The organism is Paenirhodobacter hankyongi (assembly GCF_003664585.1).
GTDB lineage: Bacteria > Pseudomonadota > Alphaproteobacteria > Rhodobacterales > Rhodobacteraceae > Rhodobacter > Rhodobacter hankyongi.
Genome location: NZ_RCHI01000004.1, coordinates 1 through 25,360, shown reverse-complemented (window position 1 = coordinate 25,360; position 25,360 = coordinate 1). Strand labels below are relative to the sequence as shown.

Here is a 25,360-nt window from a genome sequence, read left to right as displayed (position 1 = left end):
CCGCCATGCTTTCCGAGCCCGGCCTCTCGGTCGTCATCCCGGTCTGGAACGACCCCGAGGGGCTGGCGCGGCTGCTGCGCCAGCTCATGGCGCTGCCGCAGGGTGTGCGGGTGATCGTCGTCGACGATGCCTCGGACGAGCCGGTCTCGGCCGAGGCGCTCGGCCTGGCCGAGCTTGCCCGGGACCCGCGCCTGAGCTGGCTGCGCAGCGGGCTGCAGCGCGGCGCCGGCCATGCGCGCAACCTCGGCCTGGCGCAGGTGCAGACCTCGCATGTTCTGTTCCTCGATTCCGACGACCTGCTGCTGCCGGCCTTCTCGGGCATGCTCGAGATGCTGCTGGCGGCAGAGACGCCCGCGTTCGACTTCTGCCTCTTTCGCCATGTCGACAGCCGGTTGCGCGCCGCGGGCCGGCCGGGACCGCTCGACACCGACCAGCTGCACTGGAACCTCGCCGGCATCCCCGAGCGGCCGGTGCTGCTGCGCCCCGAGGCGGCGGCGCGGCTCGCCCGGATCTCGGCCTATCCCTGGAACAAGGTCTATCGCACCGGCTTCCTGCGCGAGACCGGCATCCGCTGCACCGAGATCGCGGTGCACAATGACATCGAGCTGCACTGGCGCAGCTTCTTCCAGGCCCGCCGGATCCTCGCCACGGCACAGCTCTGCGCCGAGCATTTCGTGCATGAGGACGGCCGGCGGCTGACCAACCGCACCGGTGCCGAGCGCTTCGAGGTGTTTCGCGCGCTCGAGCCGGTGCAGGCCGACCTCGTGGCCGATCCGACCCGCGCCGCGCTGTTCGCCGAGGCGGTGGCCGAGTTCCACCTCGCCCTCTTCCACTGGATCGAGACCGGCCTCGATGCCGCGCTGCGCCCCGCCTTCCGCTGGAAGGCACAGGGCTTCCTGCGGGCGGGTGTCGGGCTGCCGCTCTTCACCCTGATCGCCACCCGCGACCCGGGGTTGGCCGCACGCCTCAACGATTACCTGTCGGGGAGCGCGCCATGAGAACCACCTTCATCGTCACCGCCTTCGACATCCTGCCCTATATCGACCGCTGCCTCGCCTCGGTCGCGGCCAGCACCCGCCCCGGAGACCGGGTGCTGGTGGTCGATGACGGCTCGGGCGACGGCACCGCCGGGCATCTCGAACGCAGCCTCGGCGCGCATCTCGGCGCCGCCGAGGCCGAGCTGATCGCGCTTGGCACCAACACCTTCGGCGGCGTCGGCATTGCCGCCAACACCGGGCTCTTCCACGCCCTGGCCGATCCCGCCTGCGAGGCGGTCTTCTTCGTCGACGGCGACGACTGGCTCGAGCCTGCAGGCTTTGCCGCCTGCCGCGACGCCTTCGAGACGGGCGGCGCCGAGATCCTGATCGGCAATTACCTCGAGCACGACGAGGCCACCGGCACCAGCCGCCGCCCCGCCGACCCCGCCGCCTGGGCGCGCGCCGCCACCCTGCCCAGCGGCGCAACCGAACCCGCCCGCGCCTGCGCGCTCGAGATGATCGCGGTGCCCTGGCGCAAGTTCTACCGCGCCGATTTCCTGCGCCGCGAGGGGCTGCGCTTCCCGGAAGGGGATTTCTTCTTCGAGGACAACCCCTTCCACTGGGCGGTGTGCCTGAAGGCCGGCTCGATCGCCGTTCTCGATCGGGTGCTGTGCTTTCACCGGGTGAACCGGGCCGGGCAGACGATGTCGGCCACCGGCACCGGGCTTGCGGCCTTCTTCACCCATTTCGAGACGATCCGGGCGCTCCTTGGCGACTGGGACAGCCCCCATGCCGAGGCGGCGCTGCGCTGGCTGCTGACCAACATGACCTGGCATCTCGAACGGCTGCAGCCCGAGGCCTGCTGGGTCTATGCCGATCGCGCCGCCCGGGCCCTGGCGCCGGTGCCGCAGGCACTGTGGGACCGGGTCGCGGCGCAGTTCGACGCCACCAACAGCACGCCGCAACAGGCTGCCGCCCTGCGCCGCGGCGAGATCGCCGCCACCGTCGGCTGCTGGCAGCAGGCGGCGCGCGGACGTGCGGCACAGGCCGCAGCCGAGGCGCTCGCGGCCGAGGTGGCGGCGCTGCACGCCAGGCTCGACCGTCTGGGCAGCCAGGTGTCCGGGCTGAGCGAAATCGCCCGGTTCCGCGCGCTGAGCGCCCTGCCGCACCCACCCGCGCCACCGCTTCCCGCGATCGACACGCTCTGACCGCCCCGCACGCGCGCCACCCGGCGTGCAAGGGGGCCAGCGCCCCCGGGGCCGCTCACACGTGCTGACCGCCGTTCACCTCGATCTCGGTGCCGGTGACATAGCTCGAGCCCTGGGTGCACAGGAACCAGATCACATCGGCCACTTCCGCCGGCTGGCCAAGGCGGCGCAGCGGCAGGGTCTCGACGATCTTCTCGGTGCCGGGGCTCAGGATCGAGGTCTCGATCTCGCCCGGCGCGATCGCGTTCACCCGCACGCCGAGCGGACCGAAATCATGCGCCATCTCGCGGGTCAGCGCCTTCAGCGCCGCCTTCGAGGTCGCGTAGGCGGCACCCGCGAAAGGGTGCACGCGCGAGCCCGCGATCGAGGTGACATTGACCACCGCCCCCTTTGCCGCCGAAAGCTCGTCCTTCAGCCCGCGGGCAAGCACGATCGGCGCGAAGAAGTTGACGTGGAACACCTGGCCCCAGGTGCGCAGGTCGGTCTCGATCGAATTGAGCCGGCTGCCGCCCGGCCCCTTGGGCGAGATGCCCGCGTTGTTCACCAGCGCGTCGAGCCGGCCATCCAGGCGCGCGCGGATCTCCTCGATCGCCTCGATCGTCTTCGACGGATCGGCGAGGTCGATCTGGATGTGATCCTCGCGCCCGCCGCCCCAGGGGCATTCCTCGGGAAAGGGCTGGCGCGAACAGGTGATGATCCGCCACCCCTCGCGCGCGAATCGCTTCACCGTGGCATGGCCGATCCCCCGGCTCGCCCCCGTCAGCAGCATCACCCTGCGCTCGTCCATCGTGACCTCCGTGTTTCGCCCCCGAAGGTAATCGCCCGGGCGGCATTGGCAATGCCCTTGGCAGGCCCGGCGTTTGGCCGTAACACTTCCCCGACTTTTCCCGGGGGCAGATCATGAGAAAGCAGACCATGGACCGTGACTGGATCGCCACCGCCCGGACGCTGTCCGAGGCGCTTCCCTACCTGCAGCGCTACACCGGCGCCGTGGTCGTCGTGAAGTTCGGCGGCAATGCCATGGGCGACGACGAGGCGATGGCGGAATTCGCCCGCGATGTCGTGCTGATGAAGCAGGTCGGCATGAACCCGGTCGTCGTGCATGGCGGCGGGCCGATGATCAACGAGATGCTCGCCAAGCTCGGGATCAAGTCGGACTGGGTGCGCGGCAAGCGCGTCACCGACAAGGCCACCGTCGAGGTCGTCGAGATGATCCTCTCGGGCCTCGTCAACAAGCGCATCGTGCAGGCGATCAACGATCAGGGCGGGCGCGCGGTCGGCATCTCGGGCAAGGACGACGACCTGATGGTGTGCGAGGCGGACGATCCCGAGCTCGGCTTCGTCGGCCGGCCCGTCGAGATGAACGTGCAGGTGATCCGCGACCTCTACGAGGCGGGCATCATCCCGGTCATCGCCCCGGTCGCCACCGGCGTGAACGACAACGAGACCTTCAACGTCAACGGCGACACCGCCGCGGGCGCGATCGCCGGGGCGCTGCAGGCCGATCGCCTGCTGCTGCTGACCGATGTCGCCGGCGTCAAGAACAAGTCGGGCGAGGTCATCACCCAGATGTCCCCCGACGAGGTCACCGCGCTGATCGAGGACGGCACGATCTCGGGCGGCATGATCCCCAAGGTCGAGACCGCGCTGAAGGCGGTGAAGGAGGGCGTGCGCGGCGTCGTCATTCTTGACGGCCGGGTGCCGAATGCCTGTCTGCTCGAGCTGTTCACCGAACACGGCGCGGGTTCGATGATCCGCTCGACCACGCCGCGGGTGAAACCGCGCCGGCGGTGAGCCTCGCAGACGATCTTGCAGCCGAGCGGCTTTTCGTCGCGGGCCAGCTGCACGAGGGGGAGGAGACCCTTCTCCTCCTCTCCCCGGCCGAACCCGGCTTCTGGGCCCACCTGACCGCCGGCCCGGAATGGGCCGACGGCGGCCCCGATCCGGTCGACCGCTGGTCGGCGCGGGTGATCGGGCGGATCGCCGCCGATCACGGCGGCCGCGCCCTCTTTCCCTTCGGCGGGCCGCCCCATGCGCCCTTCTACCGCTGGGCTCTGGCTTCGGGGCAGTTCTTCGCCTCGCCCGTGCATCTGCTCGTGCATCCGCAGATGGGCCTCTGGGCCAGCCTGCGCGGCGCCATCGCGCTGCCCGGCCGCGCCGCGCTGCCTGGCCCCGCGCCCCATCCCTGCACCGGCTGCGCCGCGCCCTGCGCCGCCGCCTGCCCGGCCGGCGCCCTCACCCCCACGGGGTACGACGTGCCGGGCTGCCACGGCTTCCTAGACCGCCCCGCGGGGACATCGTGCCGCAGCACCGGATGTGCCGTGCGCCGGGCTTGCCCCCTCAGCCGATCCTATGGCAGGCTGCCCGAGCAATCCGCCTGGCATATGAGGAATTTTCACGCATGACTCCAATTGGCTATCGTCGCCTGATCCTCACCCGCCACGCGAAGTCGAGCTGGGACGACCCGGACACGCCCGACATCGACCGCCCGCTGAACGCGCGCGGCCGGGCGGCGGCGCGCGAACTTGGCGACTTCCTCGCCTCGCGCGGCCTCGAACCCGAGGAGGTGCTGTGCTCGACCGCCCTGCGCACCCGCGAGACCTGGGCGGGGGTGCAGTCGGCCGTGCTCGAATCGCTGCCCGAGGTGCGCTTCATCGACGAGCTCTACCACGCCGATCCGGGCGTGCTGCTCTCGGTGCTGAAGACCGCGACCGCGCCCACCGTGATGATGATCTGCCACAACCCCGGCATCGCCGCCTTCGCCGCGCGCCTGCCCTCGCGCCCGGTCTTCGATCCCGACTTCCGCAAGTTCCCGACCTGCGCGACGGCGGTGATCGACTTCCAGATCGACCGCTGGTCGCAGGTCCACCCCGGCCGCGGCTCGCTTCTCGACTTCTTCACCCCGTCGAACCGCAAGCAATAGGGGCGCCGAAGCGCCCCTGCCATCCCCTCCCGGCCTTCCTTCATGGCTTTCGCCTTGCCGGAAATACCTCGGGGGTGAATGCGCCACAGGCGCAGAGGGGGCAGCGCCCCCTCCCTGCCCCGGGCTCAATGCCCGAGGATCTGGCTCAGGAACTGCTTCGTCCGCTCCGACTGCGGGTTGTTGAAGAAGTCGAAGGGGTTGTTCTGCTCGATGATCTGGCCGTCGGCCATGAAGATCACCCGGTTCGCCACCGCCTGCGCAAACCCCATCTCGTGGGTCACGCACAGCATCGTCATCCCCTCCTCGGCCAGCTCGATCATCGTGTCGAGCACCTCCTTGATCATCTCGGGATCAAGCGCCGAGGTCGGCTCGTCGAACAGCATGATCCGCGGCCGCATGCACAGCGAGCGCGCGATCGCCACGCGCTGCTGCTGCCCGCCCGACAGCATGCCCGGATACTTGTGCGCCTGCTCGGGGATCTTCACCTTCTCGAGGAAATGCATCGCCGTTTCCTCGGCTTCCTTCTTCGGCACCTTGCGCACCCAGATCGGCGCAAGCGTGCAGTTCTCGAGGATCGTCAGATGCGGGAACAGGTTGAAGTGCTGGAACACCATCCCCACTTCCGAGCGCACCTTGTCGATGTTCTTCAGATCCGAGGTCAGCTCGGTGCCATCGACGATGATCTTGCCCGACTGATGCTCTTCCAGCCGGTTGATGCAGCGGATCAGCGTCGACTTGCCCGAGCCCGAGGGCCCCGCGATGACGATCCGCTCGCCCCGGTTCACCGTCAGGTTCACGTCGCGCAGCACGTGGAACTGGCCGTACCACTTGTTCATGTTCTCGATCTGGATCGCCACCTCGTCCGAGACCTGCAGCTTGCTGCGGTCGACGGGGCGCTCGATGTGCGGTTCCGACATGGGGGAACTCCTTAGCGATGGTCACGCTTCAGCTTGCGCTCGAGATACATCGAGTAGCGCGACATGCTGAAGTTGAGGATGAAGAAGATGGCGCCGACGAAGATGAAGTGCTCCCAGTAGGTGCCCTTCCAGGAGATGTCGGCGCGGATCGAATCGGGGATGGATTTCAGCGGCTCGAACAGGCCCACGAAGGTGACGAGCGTGGTGTCCTTGAACATGCCGATGAAGGTCGAGACGATGCCCGGGATCGAGATCTTCAGCGCCTGCGGCAGGATCACCAGCCGCTGCGCCTTCCAGTAGTCGAGACCAAGCGCGTCGGCCGCCTCGTACTGGCCGCGCGGCAGCGCCGCGAGCCCGCCGCGGATCACCTCGGCGATATAGGCGGCCGAGAACAGCGTGACGAGGATCATCACCCGCAAGATGATGTCGAAGTTGGTGCCCGGCGGCAGGAAGTAGTTCAGCAGAAGCGAGGCCACGAACAGCAGCGTGATCAGCGGCACGCCCCGGATGAACTCGATGAACATGACCGAGAAGGTCTTGATCAGGAACATGTCCGACTGCCGGCCAAGCGCCAGCAGGATGCCGAGCGGCAGCGACATCGCGATGCCGCCCGCGCCCAGCGTGATGGCGAGCAGGAAGCCGCCGAACTGGCGCGAGGCCACGGGCTCGAGCGCGATCGGCGCGACGCGGCCGAGGATCTCGTCGACCGGGCCCGGCACGAAGATCCAGAACAGCACCGCCGCGACGACGGCGCCCAGGATCGCGAGGATCATCCCCCAATGGGCGAGGATCCGGGCCACCAGATAGCCCACGGCAAAGCCCGCGGCGATCATCACCACCGGCCAGATCGAGCCGCCCCAGAGCAGCCAGATGGCGAGCAGCGGGAACACGACCGAGAATTTCAGCATCCCCCGCGGCAGCTGGGTGAAGAGCACCGGCGCCACCGCGACGAGCATCAGCCCGAAGGTCAGCACCGGGCGCCAGAACAGCTCGGGCGGGTAGAAGCCGAAGATGAACTGCGTCCAGCGGGCATGGATCACGGCCCAGCAGGCGCCGGTTGCGCCCTCGCCCCAGCGCGCGGCGATGATCTGGCGGCATTCGGGCAGCGAGGCCGCATTCCACACGCCATGGCGGAACCAGGGGTAGAAATGGCTGGCGAGGCCCCAGATCACGGCGATCCCCGCGAGGGTGAGGATCGTGTTCAGCCAGCTCGAGAACAGGTTCTCGCGCACCCATTTCGACAGCCCCGTCTGCCGCGCCGGCGCGGGTTCGGGGGGAAGCATCGTCTTGCGGACGAAGACGGCACTGTGCGACGTGTCACTCATCTCAGCGCTCCTTCAGCCGGACCTTGTGGTTGTAGAGGTTCATCACCCCCGAGATCACCAGCGAGATCGCCAGATAGATCAGCATCATCAGCAAGATCGCCTCGAGCTCGCGGCCGGTCTGGTTCAGCGTGATGCCGCCCAGCGTGCCGCGCAAGTCCATGTAGCCAACCGCGATGGCGAGCGAGGAGTTCTTGGTCAGGTTCAGGAACTGCGAGATCAGCGGCGGCACGATCACCCGCAGCGCCTGCGGCAGGATCACCAGCCGCATCGTCTTGCCCGGCCGCAGGCCAAGGGCAAAGGCGGCCTCGGTCTGGCCCTTGGAGATGGCGAGGATGCCGGCGCGCACGATCTCGGCGATGAAGGCACCGGTATAGAGCGACAGGCCGGCCCAGAGCGCGACGAAGGCGTTCGACACATTGGTGCCGCCGGTGAAGTTGAAGCCCTTGAGCGTGGGCCCGTGCAGCTGGAAGCCAAGCGCGGCCAGCAGCAGGGCGAGCGGCCCCAGAAGGATCAGCAGGCTCTTCCACCAGGTCACCGGCCGGGCGCCGGTGGCATCCTGCACCGCGCTCGCATGGGCGAGCAGCCTGCGGTTCACCCAGATCGCGCCCGCGAGCACCAGCACGATTGCCAGCACGTTGAGCGAGACCGGCGCCAGCGCGGTGTCGATCACGCCGAGCGAGCGTTCGAAACTGACCGAGGGGATGGCGGTATAGCGGTTGGTGAAGGCGATCGAGTCGAGGATCATCGAGGCGCTCGCCTCGCCAGTTGCCGGGTTCACCTTGTAGGCGTTCGGCGCCGGGGTGATCTCGGTCAGCACCGCCATCGCGACCAGGATCCACAGCAGCACGGGGACGTTGCGGAAGGTCTCGACATAGACGGTCATCAGCCGCGCGACGAGCCAGTTCTTCGACAGCCGCAGCACGCCGACGAAGATGCCGATCACCGTCGCGGTGGCGCAGCCGAGCAGCGACACCCAGATCGTGTTCAGCAGCCCCACCAGCATCGCCCGGGCATGGGTGTCGTCGTTGGTGTAGGGGATCAGATACTGCGCGATGTCATAGCCCGCGCGGTTGTCAAGGAACCCGAAGTTGAAGTCCTTGCCGAGAACCCTGAGGTTCTGGATCGTGTTGTCGACAAGCCAGCCCGCCGCCCCCATCACCACGATCAGCGTGATGACCTGGATGGTGAGCGAGCGGTATCGGGTATCGTAGATAAGCTGACTGAGCCGGAACCCTCGGTCCGGCGCATCGGATGCGCTGGTCATGGTGTATCCCCTGTTCCTGTCCGGTGTCCGGGCTTTTGCCCGTGTGAGATGGGGTCAGGCCCCGCCGGCAGGTTACGTCTTCATGGCAGAGGGGCGCCGCGACGCGACGCCCCTTGCGGTCAGTCTATCAGCGGAACGGCGGGGCGTACATCAGCCCGCCCTGGGTCCACTGCGCGTTCAGGCCACGGGCAAGGCCGATCGGGGTCGACTCGCCGATGGTGGCGGCGAAGATCTCGCCATAGTTGCCGCCGGCCTTGATCGCCTTCACGGCCCAGTCCTTCTCGAGGCCGGTCATCGGCCCGAGGTCCCCTTCGACGCCGAGCAGGCGGTTGATTTCCGGGTTCTCGGTGCCCTTGGCCAGCTCGTCGATATTGGCCGAGGTGACGCCGTATTCTTCCGCCGCGATCAGCGCGAAGAGGGTCCAGCGCACGATATCGCCCCACTGGCTGTCGCCATGGCGCACGGCCGGCCCGAGCGGCTCCTTCGAGATGATTTCCGGAAGGATGATGTGGTTTTCCGGATCGGCATAGGCGGCACGGGTGGCGGCCAGGCCCGAGGCGTCGGTGGTGTAGGCGTCACAGGCACCCGCCAGGTACTGCTGTTCGCCTTCGGCGTTCGAATCAACCGCGATCGGCTGATAGGTCATGTTGTTCGACTTGAAATAGTCGGCGAGGTTCATCTCGGTGGTGGTGCCGGTCTGGATGCAGACCGAGGCGCCGTCGAGCTCCTTGGCGGAGGTGATGCCGCTGTCCTTGCGCACCATGAAGCCCTGACCGTCGTAGTAGTTCACGCCGGCGAAATCCATCTTCAGGTCGGTATCGCGCGAGAAGGTCCAGGTGGAGTTGCGCGCGAGCATGTCGACCTCGCCCGAGGTCAGCGCGGTGAAGCGGGTCTGACCGGTGGTCGGCACATATTTGACCTTCGACGGGTCGCCCAGGACGGCGGCCGCGACAGCCTTGCACAGCGCCACGTCAAAGCCCGACCAGTTGCCGTTGGCATCGGGAGCGGCGAAGCCCACGAGGCCGGTGTTCACGCCGCAGTTCAGCACGCCGCGGGCCTTGACGTCCTCGAGCGTGGTCGCCGAAGCGAAGCCCGCGGTCAGACCGGCCGCAACCAGCGTGCCGAAGAATACCGATTTCTTCATGTGTACCTCTTCCTGAGTTTCCGCCAGCGGACGGCGGCAAAAGTGCCCCTGTGGGGTCTGGAACGTTATTTGGGGGTCGCCCCCAGTGACCAAGTCTGGTCCGAACGATCAAAAAAGGTCAAGAGGAGTTGAACGACGCCGCAACGTCGCTCGCCCAAAATGCAGGCACATGACTGAAAGGTGGGCGTAACGCACCTGCCAGCGGCGGCACGCTTCAAAGCGCGTGACGCATCCGCCAGAATCGCTCGGCATCAAGTAGCGCGTCGCGCTTGCGTCCGGCGTGCTCTGCCGCCTCGTCATCGACGCCCCATTGCTCGGCCTGCCAGTCCTCGTCGAGCTGGGCAAGCGTCCAGGCCTCGTCCGCGGTCAGCCGTCCCTCGGCCACGGCAAGCCCCAGAACCAGCGAGCCGGTGATGCCGACGAGGTCATGCAACGCCGCCAGCTGCCATTCGTCCATCGCCGCGACGCGGGCACCAAGGGCGGCCAGCGCCGCCTCGGGCTGCGCCACCGGCACCACGCCCCGGGTCACCGCAAGCCGCGCGCCAAGCGCCGCCTCGGCCCAGTCGAGAAGCGGGTCCCAATGCTCGGATTGCCGCGCCACCAGCTCGCGCGGGGCCTCGGCGCGATAGCACAGAAGGTCGGTGCCACCATAGTCGGCGATCAGCGCCGCGACCTCGGCATGCTGGCTGCGCACCTTGTCGATCGCGGCATTGGCGCCGCGGGTGACCGGCATCGTTGCCGGGTCGATCTTTTCGTCCTGCGCCTGCCATTCGCGCGCGATCGCCTCGGCCAGCGCCCGGCTCGGCACGACGAGCGGCGCCTTCGCGGGCGTCTTCACATGCCGGCCGTCAAGGGTGACGGCAAAGCCGCCCGGCGCCTCGGCGACCTCGGCCGATGTCCAGAACCGTTTCGGTGCCCAGCCACTCATGCGCATCCTCCCAGAAGCTCGTCCACCGCCGCCTCGAGCGCGGCGAAATCCCCGACCAGCCGGTCGGCTCCGGCGGCCACAAGATCCTCGGCCGGGTGATAGCCCCAGCGCACGCCGATGGTGGCCACGCCCGCGGCGCGCCCCATCTCGATGTCATAGGTGGTGTCGCCGATCATCACCGCCTCGGCCGGATCGGCACCGGCATCGGCGAGCGCCGTCAGCACCATCGACGGATGCGGCTTCGAGGGGTGATCGTCCGCCACCTGCCGGGTGAAGAAGGTGCCGGCAAGCCCGTGATGCGCCAGCAGCGCGTCAAGCCCTCGCCGCGACTTGCCCGTCGCCACGCCCAGCAGCAGGTCTTCGCGCCCGGACAGCCGGTCAAGCGTCTCGGCCGCGCCGGCAAACAGCGGCGCCGGCTGCGCGATGCGGCGGTCCTGATAGCTTTTCTTGTAGAACTCGACGATCTCGGCGCGCGTCGCCGCGGGCAGCTCGGGCACCAGCCGCGCCACCGCCTCGGGCAGCGACAGCCCGACGATCGACAGCGTCGCGGCGCGCGAGGGCACCGGCAGGCCAAGTTGCGAGAAGCCCCAGTCCATCGAGGCGCAGATCTGCGCCGCGCTGTCCGAGAGCGTGCCGTCGACGTCGAAGATGACGAGCTTCATTCAAGCTCCTCGAACGGGTCGGCGGGCACGTCGTTCTCGTACCAGCCGAGCGTCTTCCAGGTGCGCTTCATATGATCGGGCAAGGGCGCGACCACGGTGATGCGCTTCTTGGTGATCGGGTGGTCGAAGCTGATCTGGCGCGCGTGCAGGTGCAGCTTGCGCGAGATCTCGCCGCCGAGCTGTGCGCCCCAGCCGTCGCCCAGGTTCTCCTGCCCCGAGCCGCCATATTTGCCGTCGCCGATGATCGGATGGCCCATCTCGGCCATATGCGCGCGCAGCTGGTGGGTGCGGCCGGTGATCGGCACCAGCGCGACCCAGCTCACCCGCGTGCCGAGCGAATCGAGCACGGCATAATCGGTGGTGGCGCGTTTCGCCCCCTCGGTCGCGTCGACCTTCGAGGGGTGGATGCAGATCATCTTCTCGCCCTCGCCGCCGCGGCCATGACCCGGCGCCTTGACGAGGCCATAGCGCACCGTGCCCATCTTCGGGTTCGGCACGCCGGCGACCGCCGCCCAATAGATCTTGCGCGTGGTCTTCAGCCGGAAGGCCTCGGACAGATGCCGCGCGATGCGGTCGGTGCGCGCGATCAGCAGCACGCCCGAGGTGTCCTTGTCGAGCCGGTGCACCATCTTCGGCCGGTCCTTGTAGCCGAAGCGCAGCGCATCGAGCAGACCGTCGACATGCCGGTCGCCCTGCCCCGAGCCGCCCTGCGAGGGCAGCCCCGGCGGCTTGTTCAGCGCGATGATGTGCTCGTCTTTCCACAGCACGCAGGACTGGATCATCTCGGCGTCGGCATCCGAGATCTGCAGCCCCTCGCGGCGCTCGTCGGCGCGGCGCAGCAGCGCGGCGGCGTCGGGCAGCGGCGGCACCCGCACTTCCTGCCCCGGCGCGACGCGGCTGTTCGCCTTGACCCGCCCGCCATCGACGCGCAGCTCGCCCTTGCGGCACATCTTCTCGATCGCACCCTGCGTCAGCTGCGGGAAGTGCTTCTTCAGCCAGCGGTCGAGGCGGCTTTCGCCCTCGGCCTCGGTCACCCGGATCGTCTGCACAGCGCTCATGCCAATACCCATCTCATCAGATGCACCCCGAAGATCAGACCGGCCAGCGCCGCGCCCACGGAGGCAAACACGTAAAAGGCCGCATGGCCCACATCGCCCCGCTCGATCAGCGTCCAGGCCTCGAGCGAGAAGGAGGAGAAGGTGGTGAAGCCACCGAGAATGCCCGTCGCGAGAAAGGCGTTCCAGTGCGTCAATTCCTTCTGCCCCAGAAAGGTCACCAGCGCCCCCATGACGAAGGAGCCGAGGATGTTCACGAAGATCACCCCGAGCGGAATCGTCTGCGGACCGAACGAACGCAGGATCGCCACGCCCGAGAGGTAGCGCGCCGAGGCGCCGAGGGCCCCTCCGAGCGCGACCTGGAAAACGGTGGACAGCATCGGTCTCTCCTTTGCCGCCCTCAAAGCCTCCGGGGGGCGGAATGTCAAGTTTTGCGCTTGTCGCGCAGCTTCGCGAACCAGTCGACGCGCTTCTTCAGCTCGCGCTCGAAGCCGCGCTCGACCGGTGCATAGAAGATCGGCCGCTTCATCGTCTCGGGGAAGTAGTTCTGCCCCGAGAAGCCGTCCTCGGCGTCGTGGTCGTATTGATAGCCGGCGCCGAAGCCCTGTTCTTCCATCAGCCGCGTCGGCGCGTTCAGGATGTGGCGCGGCGGCGGTTCCGAACCCGTCTTCTTCGCTGCCGCCCGCGCCGCCTTGTAGGCGATGTAGCCGGCGTTCGATTTCGGTGCGAGCGCAAGATAGATCACCGCCTGGGCAAGCGCGAGCTCGCCCTCGGGCGAGCCGAGACGCTCGTAGGTCTCCCAGGCGTGCAGGCACACGGTCTGCGCCTGCGGATCGGCCAGGGCGATATCCTCGACCGCCATTCGCACCAGCCGCCGGGCAAGATAGCGCGGGTCCTCGCCGCCCTCGAGCATCCGCGCATACCAGTAGAGCGCCGCATCGGGATCGGACCCCCGCACCGATTTGTGCAGCGCCGAGATCAGGTTGTAATGCTCGTCGCCCGACTTGTCGTATTTCGCCGCCCGCCGCATCAGCCGCGCCGACAGCGCCTCGGTGTCAAGCGGCGCCGCGACCTTCCAGGCCATCACCTGCTCGATCAGGTTCAACAGCGCCCGCCCGTCGCCATCGGCCATCTCGAGCAGCGCCTCGCGCGCCGGCGCCTTGAGCGGCAGCGCCCGGTCAAGCGCCTTCTCGGCGCGCTGCGCGAGGCGCTCGAGGCTTGCCAGGCTCAGCCGCTCGAGGATCAGCACCTGCGCACGCGACAGCACGGCGGCGTTCAGCTCGAAGCTCGGGTTCTCGGTGGTGGCCCCCACAAGAAGGATGGTGCCATCCTCCATGTAGGGCAGGAAACTGTCCTGCTGCGCCTTGTTGAAACGGTGGATCTCGTCGACGAAGAGCAGCGTGCCCTTGCCCTGCGAGAAGCGCAGCTTCGCCGCCTCGAACACCTTGCGCAGCTCCGGCACGCCGGTGAAGATCGCCGAGATCTGCACGAAGGCGCGGTCGGTTTCGGACGCCAGAAGCCGGGCGATCGTCGTCTTGCCGACGCCGGGCGGGCCCCACAGGATGATCGACGAGAGCGAGCCTGCCGCCAGCATCGCGCCCAGGGGCGCCTCGGGGCCAAGCACATGTTCCTGCCCGATCACCTCGGCAAGGTGTTGCGGGCGGATCCGGTCCGCGAGCGGGCGCGGCGCCTCGTGCGCGGGCTCCCGGGTGGGGCTGTCGAAAAGGTCGGACATGGTAGCCCACAGTATCGCCCCGGCGCCCGGGACGGAAGGGGCAGATCGGAGCGGGCCCGAAGGCCCGCCCCCGCATCGGCAGGCTCAGTGCATCTTGCCGCTCAGGTCGATCGAGACGCACTGGTAATCGCCGTCGTCGATGAACATCGGCCGGCCGATCGCCTCGGCGGCCAGGCCGCAACGCCCGTACCAGCGCGGCCAGTTCGCCGCGGTGAGCGCGATGAGCCGTGTCGCGCCGAGTTCACGCGCCGCGCTGGTCATCGTTTCCGCAAGGCGGAAGTGCACCTTGCGGCGCAGGCTCTGCGGGATGTCGTGCGAGACGAACACCCGCGTGCTCTCCCAGATCTGCGGCGAGACGGGCGCCTCGTCGAAGAGCAGGTCGGACGGGATCGAGCCGCCGAGCAGCCCCTTCTGCGCGTCGCGGATCATGTAGGAATAGATGCCGCAGCGCGCCGTGGTCGGCGTCAGGCGCATTCCGGCCAGCACATGGCCGAAGTCGTGGATCGCGATCCAGCGGCTTTGCGGCGTGTCATACTGGTCGAACTCCATGCCCATTTCCTCGGGCAGGTCCCAGTTCTTCTGGACGATGAAGCTCTGCCGACGCGCGCGAAACAGGTTCGCAAAAAGCTCGCCATAGTTGTGCATGTTGGCAAAGGACAGGGTAGTGGTCTGCATGGTCTTTCTCCGGGTTGGCAGCTATGCCCGGGGCGGACCGTTGCAAAGGGACCTACAGCAGCCGGTACTCCTTCGCTCTCTGGATGGTTTCGGCGGTCGTGCGCGCCATCAGCCGTTCCCGAGCAGACAGGAGACGGGCCTTGAGCGCGCTTTCCGAGATTCCGAGTTTTGCAGCGGCAGCGGCATGTCGGTCCCCTGCAGCGATGCACCGCAGGGCCTCGATCTGAGCCTTCGTCAGGCTCTCCGGCGGCTGTGTAATGTCATGCAGTCGCCGGATCTGGTGCGAGATCGCGACAATCTCGTCATCGGTGAATTCCCGGTCGCGGCGGGTGAAGCTCGCGATGGTGCGCGAGCTGATCGGCCCGCAGGACACGGTCAGCCCGTAGTTCAGGCCGAATTTCCGCGCCTCGCCGAGAATGTTGAACGGATCGGGAAGGGTGAACTCGCTCCAGCGCGAGGCGCCCTCCGCCGAGAAGCCCCAGGCGATGGTCGGATCGCGCAGGGCATAGGCTTCACGCGTGTAATGGTCGCTCCAGGCCTCGGGATAGGTCTGGAACTGCATCACCGGGGCGGCGAAACGGATATGCAGGCCGATGAAATAGCCGTCCGGTGCAAGACGGCCAAGCTCGGCAAGGCATTTGTTGATGTCGGCGTGAATGGACATGTCTTTTTAGACAGGTGCGCGCCGGAAGAATCAACTGTGAATTGTATCCAGCCGATCAACTTTGATGCGACGTTGCGGCAGGTAACGTGATCAGACGGAAACAAAAATCTGTCCCCGGAAATGAAAAATCCCGCCCGAAGGGGCGGGATTTCCAACTCTCCCTTGCGGGACAGGATCAGTCTTCGGCGGCCTCTTCAGCCTCGAGGCGGGCCTTGTCGGCGGCGCCCTTGGCCGAGTGGTCACGGTCGACGAATTCGATGATCGCCATCGGCGCCATGTCGCCATAGCGGAAACCGGCCTTCAGGACGCGGGTGTAGCCACCCTGACGGTCCTTGTAGCGGGCGGCGAGAACGTCGAACAGCTTCACGACGTCCTTGTCTTCCTTCAGCATGGCAGCAACCTGGCGGCGGGCGTGCAGGTCACCGCGCTTGGCGAGGGTGATCAGCTTCTCGACGACCGGGCGCAGTTCCTTCGCCTTCGGCAGGGTGGTCTTGATCTGCTCGTGCTCGATCAGCGAGCCGGCCATGTTGGCGAACAGCGCCTTGCGGTGTTCGTGGGTGCGGTTCAGACGGCGATAGCCGCGGGCGTGACGCATGGGTCTTCTCCGAAATTGCGTTTTGCTTTGTGTTGCGCCGCCTGCGTTGGACGGTGCGTCGTTGGGGCATCATGCCCATTCGGGTCGTCGACGCTCCACCGGAGCCTCTCCTTCCCTCATTCCCCGGCAGCCCGGGCATTGATTGGGGGGCGTGTACTCCACGCCCCCCGAAAGTGTCAAGCGAGGGCGCTCAGAACTGGTCTTCGAAGCGCTTCGCCAGATCCTCGATGTTCTCCGGCGGCCAGTCCTCGACTTCCATGCCGAGGTGCAGGCCCATGCCCGAGAGCACTTCCTTGATCTCGTTCAGCGACTTGCGGCCGAAGTTCGGGGTGCGGAGCATCTCGGCTTCGGTCTTCTGGATCAGGTCGCCGATGTAGACGATGTTGTCGTTCTTCAGGCAGTTGGCCGAACGCACCGACAGTTCCAGCTCGTCCACCTTCTTGAGGAGGAGCGGGTTGAACTCGAGGCCGTCTTCCGCGTCCTGCTTCGAAGCCGATTCCGGTTCCTCGAAGTTGACGAAGATGCTCAGCTGGTCCTGCAGGATGCGCGCGGCATAGGCCACGGCGTCCTCGGGGGTCAGCGCACCGTTCGTCTCGATCTTCATCGTCAGCTTGTCGTAGTCGAGCACCTGGCCCTCGCGGGTCGGCTGGACTTCGTAGGCCACCTTCTTCACCGGCGAATAGATCGCGTCGATGGCGATCAGGCCGATCGGCGCATCTTCCGGCTTGTTCTTGTCCGCCGCGACATACCCCTTGCCGGTGTTCACGGTGAGTTCCATGAACAGGTCGGCGCCGTCGTCGAGGTGGCAGATCACGTGATCCTTGTTCAGGACCTCGATGCCGGCCGATTCAGAGATGTCGCCGCCGGTGACCACGCCCGGCCCCTTGGCCGAGATCGACAGGCGCTTCGGCCCCTCGACGTCCATCTTGAGCGACACGCCCTTCAGGTTCAGGATGATGTCGGTGACGTCCTCGCGCACGCCGGCGACGGAGGAGAACTCGTGCAGCACGTTGTCGATCTGCACCGAGGTGATCGCCGCACCCTGCAGCGACGACATCAGCACGCGACGCAGCGCGTTGCCGAGCGTGAGACCGAAGCCGCGCTCCAGCGGTTCGGCAATCACCGTCGCCTGACGCTGCGGGTCGTTGCCCGGCTTGACTTCAAGCTGCGTCGGCTTGATGAGCTCGGCCCAATTCTTGTGGATCATGCGTTCTGCCTCCATACCTGTCCCGTGCCCATGTCCGTAAGCGCGGAACGCCCGAGGTTAAAAACGTAAGCGACCGGGCCGCGCGGGGATCCCCCGCACGGCCCGATCGGTAATAATCAGATCAGACGCGGCGACGCTTCGGCGGGCGGCAGCCGTTGTGCGCGATCGGGGTCACGTCACGGATCGAGGTGATCGTGAGGCCGACGGCGGCCAGCGCGCGCAGCGCCGACTCACGGCCCGAACCGGGGCCCTGCACTTCGACGTCGACGGTCTTGAGGCCGTGCTCCTGCGCCTTCTTGGCGGCGTCTTCGGCAGCCATCTGGGCGGCGTAGGGGGTCGACTTACGCGAACCCTTGAAGCCCATGGTGCCCGAGGACGACCACGAGATGGCGTTGCCCTGCACGTCCGAGATCAGGATCTTGGTGTTGTTGAACGAGGAGTTCACGTGAACAACGCCAGCAGCGATGTTCTTGCGCTCTTTGCGCTTAACGCGGGTCTTGTCGCGAGCCATTGTCTCAGCCTCCCCTTACTTCTTCTTGCCGGCGATCGGCTTGGCCGGGCCCTTGCGGGTACGAGCGTTGGTGTGGGTGCGCTGGCCGCGAACCGGAAGGTTCTTGCGGTGACGCAGGCCGCGGTAGCAGCCGAGGTCCATCAGACGTTTGATGTTCATCGACACTTCACGGCGCAGGTCGCCCTCGACCGTGAGGTTGGCGTCGATGTATTCGCGGATGGCGAGCACTTCGGCGTCGGTCAGATCGTTCACGCGGCGGGTCGGATCGATGCCGACGGCCTCGACGATCTGCGTGGCGAACATCGGGCCGATGCCGTGGATGTACTGAAGAGCGATCGGGACGCGTTTCCCGGTCGGAATGTTGACGCCAGCAATACGTGCCAAAGCGTGGATCCCTTCGTTGCGGTTCCGTAGCCCCAGAACCTTTTTTCACAACAAGGCCCGAAACCTCTTGCTCCGGGCCCCTCACCTGAAGACTCAGGCGATTCTCTTGCGAGACGCCGTGACCTAGAGGCTTTTGCCCACAGGGTCAAGCGTCAAGATGTCACTCGGCCTTGCCGTCGAGGATCGCGGCCACGGCCGAGGCCACCGCGTCGATCTCGGCCAGCCCGTCGACGGTGAAGAGCTTGCGCGCGTGGTAGTAGTACCCGATCAGCGGCGAGGTCTTCTTGTAATATTCCATCAGCCGGGTCTTGAGGCTGTCCTCGTTGTCGTCGGCGCGCCGCTTCATGTCGTGGCTGCCGCAGACGTCGCACACACCCGCAACCTTCGTCGGCTTGGTCTCGTCGTGATAGACCTCGCCGCAATTGCCGCAGGTGTAGCGGCCGGTGATGCGGGCAACGAGCGCGGCGTCGTCGACGCGCATCTCGATCACCGCATCAAGCGTCTGGCCGTTCTTCGCCAGCAGCTCGCCAAGCGCATCGGCCTGGGCCAGCGTGCGCGGGAAGCCGTCGAAGATGAAGCCCGAGGCCTTCACCGTGTTCAGCTTCTCCTCGATCAGGCCGATGACGATCTCGTCCGTCACCAGCTGACCGCGGTCCATCACCTCGGCGACGCGGCGGCCCATCTCGGTGCCCGAGGTCTTGGCCTCGCGCAGCATGTCGCCGGTCGACAGCTGCACCATGCCGCGCTCTTCCACCAGCTTGCGGGCCTGCGTGCCCTTGCCTGCGCCGGGCGGCCCCAGCAGGATGATGTTGGTCATGTCACTTCCCCCGGTAGATCAGCGGCGTGCGGGCGCCTTGCGGCCCGACTTCTTCTTGCCGCGCAGTTGCGAACGTTCGATCAGCCCCTCGTACTGGTGCGCGAGCAGATGCGACTGAACCTGGTTGATCGTGTCCATCGTCACCGAGACCACGATCAGCACCGAGGTGCCGCCGAAGTAGAACGGGATCGACAGTTGCGAGCGCAGGATCTCGGGCAGGAGGCAGACGGCGGCGAGATAGGCCGAGCCGATCACCAGCACGCGCGCCACGACGTAATCGAGATATTCCTCGGTCTTCTTGCCGGGGCGGATGCCCGGAACGAAGCCGCCCTGATTCTTCAGGTTGTCGGCGACCTCGTCCGATTTGAACGCCACGTTCGCGGTGTAGAAATAGGCGAAGAAGACGATCATCGCGGTGAAGAACGCGAGATAGAGCGGCTGGCCGGGGCCGAAATAGGCGAGGATGGTCGACATGATCGGGCCGGTCTGGCTGCCCGAGAAGGTCGAGATCGTGGTCGGCAGAAGCAGCAGCGACGAGGCGAAGATCGCCGGGATCACGCCCGCCGGGTTCACCTTGATCGGCAGGTGCGACGAGCCGCCGTCATAGATCTTCATGCCCACCTGACGGCGGGGATACTGGATATGGATCTTGCGCAGGGCGCGTTCCATGAACACCACGAAGGCGATCACCGCGACCACCATCACGATCACGCCGAGGATCACCGGGGTCGAGACGGCGCCGGTGCGGCCCTGTTCGAGAAAGCTCGCGAGCGCATGCGGAATGTTCGCGACGATGCCGACGAAGATGATCAGCGAGACGCCGTTGCCGATGCCGCGCGAGGTGATCTGCTCGCCCAGCCACATCAGGAACATCGTGCCGCCGACGAGGGTGATGACCACCGAGGCGAGGAAGAAGATGCCCGGGGTGTGGGCAAGGTCGCCCTTCTCGAGACTGACGGCCAGGCCCCAGGCCTGGAAGGTCGCAAGGCCCACGGTCGCATAGCGGGTGATCTGGTTGATCTTCTTGCGGCCCTGCTCGCCTTCCTTCTTCATCTGCTCGAGCGACGGCACCAGGGCGGTCAGCAGCTGCACGATGATCGAGGCCGAGATATAGGGCATGATGCCGAGCGCGAAGACGCCCATGCGGCCAAGCGCGCCGCCGGTGAACATCGACAGCATGCCGCCGATGCCCGAGCCCGCCTTGTCCATGAACTCGCGCAGCGCGTTCGCATCAATGCCGGGCACCGGGATGTAGGTGCCGAGCCGGTAGATGATGAGGAGGCCGATGGTAAAGTAGATGCGCTGCCGCAGCTCGGTGGCCTTGCCGAGGGCCTCCCAGCTGAGGTTCGCCGCCATTTGCTCTGCAGCAGAAGCCATATGCAGTCTCTTTCATGCGAGAGGCGCCGCGCGACCGTCTCCCGGTCGGCGGCGCCTGGAAAACTGTTGCCTTATGTAAGCGGGCCACAGCCCGCCGACAACCGATTATTCGGCAGCGGCAACGGTCAGCTTGCCACCGGCCTTCTCGACGGCTTCGATCGCCGGCTTCGAGGCACCGGTCACGGTCAGCGTGACCTTCGAGGTGATCTCGCCCTTGGCGAGAACGCGGATGCCGTCGAGCTTGCGACGCACGAGGCCCGACGCGACCAGCACGTCCTCGGTGATCTCGACCGAGGCGTCGATCTTGCCTTCCGCGATGAACTTCTCGATCAGGCCGAGGTTGACGACGGCGAAGTCGAGGCGGTTCGGCTTGGTGAAGCCGCGCTTCGGCAGACGCCGGTAGAGCGGCATCTGGCCGCCTTCGTAGCCGCCGATGGCGACGCCCGAACGCGATTTCTGGCCCTTGATACCACGGCCGGCGGTCTTGCCCTTGCCCGAGCCCGGGCCGCGCGCAACGCGCTTGGATTTCTTGGCGGCGCCCGCGTTGTCGCGGAGTTCGTTGAGTTTCATGTCGCTTCTCCTGTGCCGGAAACCCCCTCGCAAGCGACAGAAGAGGGCACACGGCGTTTCTTGGTGAGTCTGGCCCCCAAGGGGCCACCGGGGGCGTATAGCGGGCTTGCCCCCTTCGGGTCAAGCCGCAGATACGGGAAGCGCCCTAGCCGCCCGAGCCGCTGAGCGACGTGCCGAAGCCGCCGGTCGACTTCACCGTCGACTTGTTGCTCCACCCGCTTGCGGGCTTCGACGAGAGCGGCGCCTTGTCGAAGGTCGTCGCGGGCTTGTTGAAGGTCGAGGCCGGCACCGTGGCCGAGCCGCGGTTGTTGCCGAAGACCTGCCCGCCCGGGGTGGCAAAGCCGCCGCCGCGCTGCGGATAGAGCGGCTGCGACATCAGCCCGCCGCCGCCCGACAGCATCTTGCCGAGCAGGAAACCGGTCAGCAGCGGCATGAAGATGCTGCCGCCGCCACCATTCGGGTTCACCTGCGCCTCGCAATTGCCGACGCCGTGCTGTTCCTCGCAGGCGGTCATCGCGTCATAGCGCGGCGCCGAGTCCATGTTCGTCTGCACCGCCTGCGCGTAGGCGGTGGTGCAGTCGTCCTCGGTCATCGTCGCGCCGGGCTTCGCCGTTTCCGCCAGGCAGGATTTCAGGTCCGGGAAGGCCGTCGCCTCTTCCGTCTGCGGCTTGCAGGCTGCCAGCGCGAAGGCCGAGGCCCCGATCAGCCCGATGGTCAGCGGGCGCATCGCCCGGGATCGTTTCATCTGTCAGCCCTCGATGTAATGCGGCACGAACTGGCTCAGGTTCTGGGTAATCAGCCCGGCATCCTCGCGCAACCCCATGCCGGTGCAGCGCTCGCCCACCACCCAGGCGCCGATCACCGGGCGTTTTCCGTCGAAGACCGGCAACGGATGATAGGCCTGGCGGATCTTCGGCCAGGCATCATAGTCGCGCTCCGCCGAGGCGGCGATCTCCTGCCCGAAACTGTCGAGGATGCGCAGCGACGCCCCCTCGCGCGAGAAGAGCGGCTTGATCACCACGCCGTCCGGGAAATCGCCCGGCTCGTCCTCGAACACGGCGGGCAGCAGGTTCGGGTGGCCGGGGTTGAAGCGCCACAGCATCGGCAGGATCGCCTTGTTCGACACAAGCGCCTTCCACGGCGGCTCGAGGAAGGTGCAGCCGCTGCCGGCGAGGTGCTCCGCGAAGGGTTCGCGCAGCAGGTTCTCCCAGGGGTAGAGCTTGAAGAGGTAGCGCACCGGCCAGCCCTCGGCATCGGCAAAGCGGCCCTCGGGGGTGATCCCGAGCCTGTCGAGCGTCAGATAGACCGGGTTGATCCCCGCCTCCTTCGCCGCCCAGGCGAGCGTCTCGACGGTGCCGTAATCCTCGCTGTTGTCGGCGACCGAGGTGAACCACACCGTCGGGGCGCCCGGAAAGATCTCGGCAAAGCGGGCGACCAGCGCCTCCCAGGTGCCGTTGAACTGGTCGGCCCCGTCCGGCAGCACGCCGGCGCCGATCTGGTCCTCGAGCCAGCGCCACTGGAACGAGGTGCTCTCGAACAGCGAGGTCGGCGTGTCGGCGTTATATTCCAGAAGCTTCGCCGGGCCCGTGCCGTCATAGGCAAGGTCCATCCGGCCATAGAGCGCGGGATCGCCGTCGCGCCAGCTTTGCGCGACATAGTCCCAGTGCTCGCGCGGCAGGCCCATCCGCCCCATCAGCTCCTCGGAGGCGAGGATGCGCCCCACCGCATCAAGGCACAGCGCGTGCAGCTCGGTCACCGGGTCCTCGATCTCCTCCTCGATCTCGCGCAGCGAGAAACGATAGGCGCGGGCCTCGTTCCAATAGGGTTCGCCATACATCGTATGGAAGTCGAACCCCGCCTCTTCGGCGATCTCGCGCCAGGTCGCGCGCGGGGGCAGGTGGCGGATTTCCACGTCGTTTCCTTTTTCCGTTCCGGCGCCAAGATGGGGAGCCGGCGTCCGGATTGCCAGTGCCCACGGCTCACCGAAGTGTCATATCATCCCCCGTCCCCACAAGCCGCCTTTGCCAGTTGCCCGATGACGTTTCCGGATGATCCATGCGCCGGTGCATCCCCCGGCTTTCCGGTCTGGCAAGGGCGGCGGTGGCTCCGGTCCGGGCATGGAACAGCATCCCCGACAACTCCCGGGCAAACAGCGCGCTGCGCGCATCCGCGGCGCGCGGGGCGGACTGCAACTCGTCTTCGAGCGCCGCGGTCAGATCGAGCGTCTCGGTCAGCGTCCGGGCGGTGCGAAAGCCGTTGCGACCGATCGGCAGGACCTCGGCCTGAAGCGCCTGCAGCAGCGGCCGCACCGCCTCGATCCGGCGCCCCGACAGGGGCTCGCGCACCCGCGCCCCCCCGCCCCGGCGCCAGCGCCCGGGCCGAACGCGCCGCCCCGGCCCCGGCCCAGCGGCCCGAGGCGAGCGTCCAGGCGGCATTGACCGCCCCCGCCCCCGACGAGGCCCCGACCAGCATCTCGCGCGAGGCGGCATCGCCCGCCACCCAAAGCCCCGGCACCGACGAGGCGCAGTCCGGTCCTTTGACGACGATCCCGCCCGAACCGCGCACCGAGCCTTCGAACATCGGCTCGACCTCGAATTTCTGGGTGAACGGGTCCACGCCAAGCCGGTCGAACTGGGTAAACAGATTGGGCTGCCCGGCCCGCAGGAACGGGCGGTTCGCCTCGGGCACCTGGGTGAACTGGCAAAAGACCGGTTCGTGCCCGAAGAGCGGGGCCGCCGCGGTGCCCATGACACCATAGGGCGAGGACCAGCCGAGATGCACCTGATGCCCGGCCGCATCGAAGAACGCCGCCTGCAGCAGATAGCCGTTCTTGTCGACCGACCCGCCCTTCGGCACGATGCCGTAGTAGTTCGAGAATTCCATCCCCGACCACTCGGCGCCGAGCTCTGCCGCCATCAGCAGCGCGTCACCGGTATTGACGCTGGAGCCGATGCAGCCGCTGCGCAGCGCCGACCCGCCGGCCGCCAGCACCACCGCGCGGGCATCGATCCGCCAGCGCTGGTCCTTCTGCCGCAGCACCCCCTCGGCCCCGGCGCAGCGCCCCGCCGCATCCATCAGCAGCGAGACCGCCGGCGCATGATCGAGGATGGTGACCCCCGCCCGCAGCACGAGTCGGCGCATCTCGCGCAGATAGACCGGCCCCTGCACCACCACCTGCCCGCCGCGCCCGCTGCGATAGGTCGGATCGCCGACATAGCCGCGGCTCTCGGCAAAGCCCGGCCAGCTTGCCCATGTCTCCGCAAGAACGCGCTCCATCCAGGTCTCGTCGGCAAGCCCGCAGGCATCGACGGCCTTTGCCGCCATCGCCGCGGCGCGCCCCTCCGGCGCCACCCACCAATGGCCGATGGTCGCCGCCGCGCCGACGCCCGACGCCCCGCACCAGCCCTTGTCGACGAGGATCACCTTGGCGCCCTGCTCGCGCGCGGCCAGCGCGGCCCAGGTGCCGGCCGGGCCGCCGCCGATCACGAGGACATCCGCCGCAAGCTGCAGCTCCGGGCTGGAATGTCGGGATCCGTCAGCCATGATGGGCCTCCTTCCGGGGCTGTGCACCCGGTCGCCCGCCCGCGGGGGACACCCCGGCGGCCGCGTCCGGCCGCTGCGAGAGCGCGAGCGCCTCGTCGAAACTTCTGGGCGGCCGACGGCCCTTGCCCCAGCCAAGCCGCGCCCGATAGCTGCCGAGAAGCTGACGCTCCGCCAGCTCCGCCTCGGACGGCGTCGGGGCCGGGCGCCGTTCGGCCGCCACATAGAGCGCATCGGTCGGGCAATGCGCCTCGCACAGGAAGCAGGTCTGGCAATCCGCCTTGCGGGCGATCACCGGCAGCCCGTCGTCGGCCCGGTCGAACACATCCATCGGGCAGACCCCGAAGCACAGGTCACAGCGCACGCAACGGCTGGGGGACACAAGCTCGATCATGCCACGACCTCCGCAGGCGTTTCGGCCAGCGCCGCCAGAAGATGCCCGCGCAGATGCGAGAACGCCTCGGTGTCGCGGCTGCGTGGCCGCGGCAGGGAGACCTCGACCACCTCGTGCACATGGCCGGGGCCGGGCCGCATGACGACCAGCTGATCGCGCGACAGAAGCGGCGCTTCAAGATCACGAAGGACAGCGAGCACGCCTGCCCGGATCGCCGAACTTATAACGGCCTGAGCGATGCCGCGCGGAGTTCGGTCCGACGGCGGTGTGGCAGCATCCGCCGGGGGTCGTTGATGGGATCGAAGATTGAGGGACCAGAGGGCGTCACAGCAGTTGCGGTTGAAGCTGTCGGGGAAGCATTTGGCAGCGGAGCCTGGGCCAGCCCGATTGCGGTGGGGCGGCAGGCGGGCTGCTGTGCCCCCCGATAACTCGTCTATCTGATGCTAGAGTCCGTCCCAAGGAGAGGACCGGACATGAAGAGATCGAAG

Annotated in this window: 29 protein-coding genes and 1 pseudogene; 5 read left to right on the top strand and 25 right to left on the bottom strand. The window is 67.4% G+C overall.

The window, feature by feature from the left end; translation table 11 throughout:
• The first annotated feature begins 5 nt into the window (after positions 1–5).
• Both DYS74_RS05185 and DYS74_RS05180 read left to right on the top strand, forming a co-directional pair.
• A complete protein-coding gene (locus DYS74_RS05185; RefSeq protein WP_121531614.1) occupies positions 6–998 on the top strand; it encodes a glycosyltransferase family 2 protein in 993 nt (330 codons plus the stop codon).
• Complete coding sequence (locus DYS74_RS05180) at positions 995–2,185, top strand: glycosyltransferase family 2 protein (protein WP_121531612.1); 1,191 nt, start codon at positions 995–997, stop codon at positions 2,183–2,185. Before DYS74_RS05185 ends, DYS74_RS05180 begins: the two co-directional genes overlap by 4 nt.
• A 55-nt stretch (positions 2,186–2,240) precedes the next feature.
• On the opposite strand, the gene DYS74_RS05175 is transcribed toward DYS74_RS05180, so the two are convergent.
• Positions 2,241–2,972, bottom strand: coding sequence for an SDR family NAD(P)-dependent oxidoreductase (locus DYS74_RS05175; protein WP_121531610.1), 732 nt, complete (start codon positions 2,970–2,972; stop codon positions 2,241–2,243).
• A 128-nt stretch (positions 2,973–3,100) separates the two neighbouring features.
• Here DYS74_RS05175 and argB point away from each other — a divergent pair, with 128 nt between their 5' ends.
• The 3 genes from argB to DYS74_RS05160 are packed head-to-tail and all read left to right on the top strand — an operon-like array spanning position 3,101 to position 5,108.
• The gene (gene argB, locus DYS74_RS05170; RefSeq protein ID WP_121531608.1) at positions 3,101–3,979 is read left to right on the top strand and encodes an acetylglutamate kinase; all 879 of its coding nucleotides are present in this window, start codon (positions 3,101–3,103) and stop codon (positions 3,977–3,979) included.
• Positions 3,976–4,590, top strand: a complete 615-nt coding sequence (locus DYS74_RS05165) for a ferredoxin (protein ID WP_121531607.1) — start codon at positions 3,976–3,978, stop codon at positions 4,588–4,590. The genes argB and DYS74_RS05165 overlap by 4 nt, the downstream gene beginning before the upstream one ends.
• A complete protein-coding gene (locus tag DYS74_RS05160) occupies positions 4,587–5,108 on the top strand; it encodes a SixA phosphatase family protein (RefSeq protein WP_121531605.1) in 522 nt (173 codons plus the stop codon). Before DYS74_RS05165 ends, DYS74_RS05160 begins: the two co-directional genes overlap by 4 nt.
• 125 nt (positions 5,109–5,233) lie before the next feature.
• Here the strand turns inward: DYS74_RS05160 and DYS74_RS05155 are convergent, their stop codons facing one another.
• The 24 genes and pseudogenes from DYS74_RS05155 to DYS74_RS05045 all read right to left on the bottom strand — a co-directional run bounded on the left by DYS74_RS05155 (position 5,234) and on the right by DYS74_RS05045 (position 25,072).
• Complete coding sequence (locus DYS74_RS05155) at positions 5,234–6,025, bottom strand: amino acid ABC transporter ATP-binding protein (protein WP_121531603.1); 792 nt, start codon at positions 6,023–6,025, stop codon at positions 5,234–5,236.
• 11 nt (positions 6,026–6,036) lie between these two features.
• A complete protein-coding gene (locus tag DYS74_RS19130) occupies positions 6,037–6,798 on the bottom strand; it encodes an amino acid ABC transporter permease (RefSeq protein ID WP_394342939.1) in 762 nt (253 codons plus the stop codon).
• Positions 6,799–7,351: 553 nt separating this feature from the next.
• The gene (locus DYS74_RS05145) at positions 7,352–8,614 is read right to left on the bottom strand and encodes an amino acid ABC transporter permease (protein ID WP_121531599.1); all 1,263 of its coding nucleotides are present in this window, start codon (positions 8,612–8,614) and stop codon (positions 7,352–7,354) included.
• A gap of 127 nt (positions 8,615–8,741) precedes the next feature.
• A complete protein-coding gene (locus DYS74_RS05140) occupies positions 8,742–9,758 on the bottom strand; it encodes an amino acid ABC transporter substrate-binding protein (RefSeq protein WP_121531597.1) in 1,017 nt (338 codons plus the stop codon).
• A gap of 214 nt (positions 9,759–9,972) precedes the next feature.
• A complete protein-coding gene (locus DYS74_RS05135; RefSeq protein WP_121531595.1) occupies positions 9,973–10,686 on the bottom strand; it encodes an ATP12 family chaperone protein in 714 nt (237 codons plus the stop codon).
• Positions 10,683–11,348, bottom strand: coding sequence for an HAD-IA family hydrolase (locus DYS74_RS05130; protein ID WP_121531593.1), 666 nt, complete (start codon positions 11,346–11,348; stop codon positions 10,683–10,685). Before DYS74_RS05130 ends, DYS74_RS05135 begins: the two co-directional genes overlap by 4 nt.
• On the bottom strand, positions 11,345–12,406 hold the full coding sequence (locus DYS74_RS05125; protein WP_121531591.1) for an RluA family pseudouridine synthase: 1,062 nt from the start codon (positions 12,404–12,406) through the stop codon (positions 11,345–11,347). Before DYS74_RS05125 ends, DYS74_RS05130 begins: the two co-directional genes overlap by 4 nt.
• Positions 12,403–12,783: a fluoride efflux transporter CrcB gene (gene crcB / locus DYS74_RS05120; RefSeq protein ID WP_121531589.1), complete on the bottom strand. Its 381-nt coding sequence runs from the start codon at positions 12,781–12,783 to the stop codon at positions 12,403–12,405. The genes DYS74_RS05125 and crcB overlap by 4 nt, the downstream gene beginning before the upstream one ends.
• Positions 12,784–12,827: 44 nt before the next feature.
• Positions 12,828–14,138, bottom strand: a complete 1,311-nt coding sequence (locus DYS74_RS05115; RefSeq protein ID WP_121531587.1) for a replication-associated recombination protein A — start codon at positions 14,136–14,138, stop codon at positions 12,828–12,830.
• 84 nt (positions 14,139–14,222) lie between these two features.
• A complete protein-coding gene (locus DYS74_RS05110; protein WP_121531585.1) occupies positions 14,223–14,813 on the bottom strand; it encodes an acyl-homoserine-lactone synthase in 591 nt (196 codons plus the stop codon).
• A 52-nt stretch (positions 14,814–14,865) separates the two neighbouring features.
• Complete coding sequence (locus DYS74_RS05105) at positions 14,866–15,477, bottom strand: autoinducer binding domain-containing protein (protein WP_121531583.1); 612 nt, start codon at positions 15,475–15,477, stop codon at positions 14,866–14,868.
• A gap of 175 nt (positions 15,478–15,652) precedes the next feature.
• Entirely contained in the window at positions 15,653–16,072 is a 420-nt protein-coding gene (gene rplQ, locus DYS74_RS05100; protein ID WP_121531581.1) for a 50S ribosomal protein L17, read from the bottom strand.
• Between the two features lie 190 nt (positions 16,073–16,262).
• Entirely contained in the window at positions 16,263–17,279 is a 1,017-nt protein-coding gene (locus tag DYS74_RS05095) for a DNA-directed RNA polymerase subunit alpha (RefSeq protein WP_121532041.1), read from the bottom strand.
• Positions 17,280–17,400: 121 nt separating this feature from the next.
• A complete protein-coding gene (gene rpsK / locus DYS74_RS05090) occupies positions 17,401–17,790 on the bottom strand; it encodes a 30S ribosomal protein S11 (RefSeq protein ID WP_121531579.1) in 390 nt (129 codons plus the stop codon).
• Between the two features lie 15 nt (positions 17,791–17,805).
• Positions 17,806–18,174 (bottom strand): 30S ribosomal protein S13, encoded by a 369-nt coding sequence (rpsM, locus tag DYS74_RS05085; protein ID WP_113902066.1) that lies wholly within the window; start codon positions 18,172–18,174, stop codon positions 17,806–17,808.
• 160 nt (positions 18,175–18,334) lie between these two features.
• Entirely contained in the window at positions 18,335–18,991 is a 657-nt protein-coding gene (locus DYS74_RS05080) for an adenylate kinase (protein ID WP_121531577.1), read from the bottom strand.
• Positions 18,992–19,009: 18 nt separating this feature from the next.
• A complete protein-coding gene (secY, locus tag DYS74_RS05075; protein ID WP_121531575.1) occupies positions 19,010–20,368 on the bottom strand; it encodes a preprotein translocase subunit SecY in 1,359 nt (452 codons plus the stop codon).
• Between the two features lie 105 nt (positions 20,369–20,473).
• Positions 20,474–20,938, bottom strand: coding sequence for a 50S ribosomal protein L15 (rplO, locus tag DYS74_RS05070; RefSeq protein ID WP_121531574.1), 465 nt, complete (start codon positions 20,936–20,938; stop codon positions 20,474–20,476).
• A 145-nt stretch (positions 20,939–21,083) separates the two neighbouring features.
• Complete coding sequence (locus DYS74_RS05065; protein WP_121531572.1) at positions 21,084–21,683, bottom strand: DUF1190 domain-containing protein; 600 nt, start codon at positions 21,681–21,683, stop codon at positions 21,084–21,086.
• A 3-nt stretch (positions 21,684–21,686) separates the two neighbouring features.
• Positions 21,687–22,850 (bottom strand): glutathionylspermidine synthase family protein, encoded by a 1,164-nt coding sequence (locus tag DYS74_RS05060; protein ID WP_121531570.1) that lies wholly within the window; start codon positions 22,848–22,850, stop codon positions 21,687–21,689.
• A 67-nt stretch (positions 22,851–22,917) separates the two neighbouring features.
• Complete coding sequence (locus DYS74_RS19125) at positions 22,918–23,373, bottom strand: hypothetical protein (protein ID WP_394342938.1); 456 nt, start codon at positions 23,371–23,373, stop codon at positions 22,918–22,920.
• A gap of 451 nt (positions 23,374–23,824) precedes the next feature.
• Positions 23,825–24,481, bottom strand: a pseudogene (locus DYS74_RS19120) (FAD-dependent oxidoreductase); the annotation flags it as partial.
• Complete coding sequence (locus tag DYS74_RS18910; protein ID WP_121531566.1) at positions 24,474–24,872, bottom strand: 4Fe-4S dicluster domain-containing protein; 399 nt, start codon at positions 24,870–24,872, stop codon at positions 24,474–24,476. The gene DYS74_RS18910 and the pseudogene DYS74_RS19120, both read right to left, overlap by 8 nt.
• Complete coding sequence (locus DYS74_RS05045) at positions 24,869–25,072, bottom strand: hypothetical protein (RefSeq protein WP_121531564.1); 204 nt, start codon at positions 25,070–25,072, stop codon at positions 24,869–24,871. Before DYS74_RS05045 ends, DYS74_RS18910 begins: the two co-directional genes overlap by 4 nt.
• Positions 25,073–25,360 lie beyond the last annotated feature (288 nt).

Coding starts and splice junctions, on each gene's coding strand:
- DYS74_RS05185 (WP_121531614.1), top strand. CDS start 6: ATGCTTTCCGAGCCCGGCCTCTCGGTCGTCATCCCGGTCTGGAACGAC.
- DYS74_RS05180 (WP_121531612.1), top strand. CDS start 995: ATGAGAACCACCTTCATCGTCACCGCCTTCGACATCCTGCCCTATATC.
- DYS74_RS05175 (WP_121531610.1), bottom strand. CDS start 2,972: ATGGACGAGCGCAGGGTGATGCTGCTGACGGGGGCGAGCCGGGGGATC.
- argB (WP_121531608.1), top strand. CDS start 3,101: ATGGACCGTGACTGGATCGCCACCGCCCGGACGCTGTCCGAGGCGCTT.
- DYS74_RS05160 (WP_121531605.1), top strand. CDS start 4,587: ATGACTCCAATTGGCTATCGTCGCCTGATCCTCACCCGCCACGCGAAG.
- DYS74_RS05155 (WP_121531603.1), bottom strand. CDS start 6,025: ATGTCGGAACCGCACATCGAGCGCCCCGTCGACCGCAGCAAGCTGCAG.
- DYS74_RS19130 (WP_394342939.1), bottom strand. CDS start 6,798: ATGATCCTCGCGATCCTGGGCGCCGTCGTCGCGGCGGTGCTGTTCTGG.
- DYS74_RS05145 (WP_121531599.1), bottom strand. CDS start 8,614: ATGACCAGCGCATCCGATGCGCCGGACCGAGGGTTCCGGCTCAGTCAG.
- DYS74_RS05140 (WP_121531597.1), bottom strand. CDS start 9,758: ATGAAGAAATCGGTATTCTTCGGCACGCTGGTTGCGGCCGGTCTGACC.
- DYS74_RS05135 (WP_121531595.1), bottom strand. CDS start 10,686: ATGAGTGGCTGGGCACCGAAACGGTTCTGGACATCGGCCGAGGTCGCC.
- DYS74_RS05130 (WP_121531593.1), bottom strand. CDS start 11,348: ATGAAGCTCGTCATCTTCGACGTCGACGGCACGCTCTCGGACAGCGCG.
- DYS74_RS05125 (WP_121531591.1), bottom strand. CDS start 12,406: ATGAGCGCTGTGCAGACGATCCGGGTGACCGAGGCCGAGGGCGAAAGC.
- crcB (WP_121531589.1), bottom strand. CDS start 12,783: ATGCTGTCCACCGTTTTCCAGGTCGCGCTCGGAGGGGCCCTCGGCGCC.
- DYS74_RS05115 (WP_121531587.1), bottom strand. CDS start 14,138: ATGTCCGACCTTTTCGACAGCCCCACCCGGGAGCCCGCGCACGAGGCG.
- DYS74_RS05110 (WP_121531585.1), bottom strand. CDS start 14,813: ATGCAGACCACTACCCTGTCCTTTGCCAACATGCACAACTATGGCGAG.
- DYS74_RS05105 (WP_121531583.1), bottom strand. CDS start 15,477: ATGTCCATTCACGCCGACATCAACAAATGCCTTGCCGAGCTTGGCCGT.
- rplQ (WP_121531581.1), bottom strand. CDS start 16,072: ATGCGTCACGCCCGCGGCTATCGCCGTCTGAACCGCACCCACGAACAC.
- DYS74_RS05095 (WP_121532041.1), bottom strand. CDS start 17,279: ATGATCCACAAGAATTGGGCCGAGCTCATCAAGCCGACGCAGCTTGAA.
- rpsK (WP_121531579.1), bottom strand. CDS start 17,790: ATGGCTCGCGACAAGACCCGCGTTAAGCGCAAAGAGCGCAAGAACATC.
- DYS74_RS05080 (WP_121531577.1), bottom strand. CDS start 18,991: ATGACCAACATCATCCTGCTGGGGCCGCCCGGCGCAGGCAAGGGCACG.
- secY (WP_121531575.1), bottom strand. CDS start 20,368: ATGGCTTCTGCTGCAGAGCAAATGGCGGCGAACCTCAGCTGGGAGGCC.
- rplO (WP_121531574.1), bottom strand. CDS start 20,938: ATGAAACTCAACGAACTCCGCGACAACGCGGGCGCCGCCAAGAAATCC.
- DYS74_RS05065 (WP_121531572.1), bottom strand. CDS start 21,683: ATGAAACGATCCCGGGCGATGCGCCCGCTGACCATCGGGCTGATCGGG.
- DYS74_RS19125 (WP_394342938.1), bottom strand. CDS start 23,373: ATGCCGCCTGGACGCTCGCCTCGGGCCGCTGGGCCGGGGCCGGGGCGG.
- DYS74_RS18910 (WP_121531566.1), bottom strand. CDS start 24,872: ATGATCGAGCTTGTGTCCCCCAGCCGTTGCGTGCGCTGTGACCTGTGC.